Annotated in this window: 2 protein-coding genes; both read left to right on the top strand. The window is 67.6% G+C overall.

From position 1 onward, the window contains the following. The coding region (locus tag Q0C81_RS18215) for an extracellular solute-binding protein (RefSeq protein ID WP_291841235.1) at nt 1-1,129 on the top strand (1,129 nt) is incomplete at its 5' end. Next, the gene (locus Q0C81_RS18210; protein WP_008260225.1) at nt 1,126-2,058 is read left to right on the top strand and encodes a carbohydrate ABC transporter permease; all 933 of its coding nucleotides are present in this window, start codon (nt 1,126-1,128) and stop codon (nt 2,056-2,058) included. The genes Q0C81_RS18215 and Q0C81_RS18210, both read left to right, overlap by 4 nt. Nucleotides 2,059-2,064: the final 6 nt, after the last annotated feature.

The following is a 2,064-nucleotide window of genomic DNA, read 5'->3' as shown; positions in this document are numbered from 1 at the left end:
GATGCCCGAGTTCGAGCGGCGCAACCCCGGCGTCCGCGTCGCGGTCCAGCCCCTGCCTTGGACGGCGGCGCACGAGAAGCTGCTGACCGCCTATGCCGGCGCCTCGCTGCCGGACGTCAGCCAGATCGGCAACACCTGGGTGTCGGAACTGACCGCCATCGGCGCCCTGTCGCCGACCCCGCCGGCCGCCGCCGACCTGCTGACCGATCAGTTCGAGGCGGTGCTGGAGACCAACGAGGTGGCCGGCCGGGGCATGACCACGCCCTGGTACGTCGATACGCGGCTTCTGTTTTATCGCACCGACCTTCTGGCCCGCGCCGGCTTCGGCGCCCCGCCCCGGGACTGGGCCGAGTGGAAGCGGGCCATGCACGGGATCAAGCGCGTGGCGGGCGGCGACAACTACGCCATTCTGCTGCCCCTAAACGAGTTCGAGCAGCTTCTGACCTTCGGCCTTCAGACCGAGGAGCCCTTGCTGCGTGACCGCAATACGCGCGGCAACTTCTCCAACCCCGGCTTCATCTCGGCCCTGGCCTTCTATCGCAGCCTGTTCGCCGAGGGCCTGGCGCCCCTGGCTTCGGCGGCGCAGATCTCCAACGTCTGGACCGAGTTCGCGCGCGGCTATTTCAGCTTCTATTTCTCCGGCCCGTGGAGCGTGGGCGATTTCCGCAGCCGCTTGCCGGCGTCGTTTCAATCCAGCTGGGCCACGGCCGGCGTGCCGGGACCGAACGGCCTGGGCGCCTCGGCGCCGGGCGGGTCCAGCCTGGCGGTGTTCAAGTCCTCGCCGCATCAGGAGGCGGCCTGGGCCCTGGTCCGCTATCTGTCCGAGCCGGCCGTCCAGGCCCGGTTCAACACCATCGTCGGCGATCTGCCGGCGCGGAAAAGCGCCTGGGACATCGCCCAGGTGGAGCGCGACCCCATGCTGGCGCCCTTCCGCGGCCAGCTGGAGCGGGCCAAGGCCGTGCCCAAGGTTCCGGAGTGGGAGCGGATCGTGACCGAGATGCAGATCGTCGCCGAACGCATGGTGCGCGGCGAATATACCCCCGAGACTGCGGCAGCGGAGATCGACCGTCGGGCGGACCGGCTGCTGGAGAAGCGCCGCTGGATGATGGAGCAGGGCAGGGCCGTATGACCGTCGCCGATCCGACATTGGCCCGCGTGAAGCCGTCGCGTGGACGCGCGGCCAGAGAGCGCGCAGCCTGGGCCTTCGTCGCCCCTGCGATGATCGCCATCGGCCTGTTCTTCGCCTTTCCGGTGATCGCGGCCCTGCTGCTCAGCCTGACCGACTTCGACATCTACGCCCTGGCGAACCTCGATAATCTGCGTTTCGTCGGCCTGCAGAACTACGAGCGGCTGATGACCAATCCCCTGTTCTGGGGGGCGATGAAGAACACCCTGACCTTCGCGGTCCTGGGCGTGCCCCTGTCCATTGCGGCCTCGCTGGCCGCGGCGGTGATCCTGAATGCGCGGGTGGTGAAGTGGCGGCCGATCTGGCGGGTCATGTTCTTCGCCCCCTATGTCACCACCCTGGTCGCCACCGCCGTGGTCTGGCGCTATCTGCTGCACACCCGCTACGGCGTCATCAACTGGGGGCTGGAGAGCATCGGCCTGCCGGCGGTGGACTGGCTGGGCCAGCCCTCGACCTCCATCCCCGCCATCCTGATGTTCGTGGTCTGGAAGATCTTCGGCTACAATATGCTGATCTTCCTGGCGGTGCTTCAGACCGTGCCGGACGATCTGTACGAGGCCGCCCGCATCGACGGCGCCGGGCCGTGGAAGCAGTTCCGCCATGTCACCCTGCCGGCCATCGCGCCGACGATGCTGCTCGTCTCGATCATCTCGGTCGCCAGCTTCTTCCAGCTGTTCGCCGAACCCTATGTGATGACGCAAGGCGGCCCGGCCCAAAGCACGGTGACGGTGCTCTACTTCATGTACGAAGAGGGCTTCAAATGGTGGAACCTGGGCTCCGCCAGCGCCGTGGCCTTCGTCCTGTTCCTGTGCATCCTGGCCATTACCCTGGTGCAGCTGGGCGTTGCCAAGCGGGTGGGGGCGTACCAGTGAAAATCC

This window comes from Brevundimonas sp. (assembly GCF_023259385.1).
Lineage (GTDB): Bacteria > Pseudomonadota > Alphaproteobacteria > Caulobacterales > Caulobacteraceae > Brevundimonas.
Note: the sequence above shows the minus strand (reverse complement) of the source record. Positions and strands in the feature narration are given on the sequence as shown.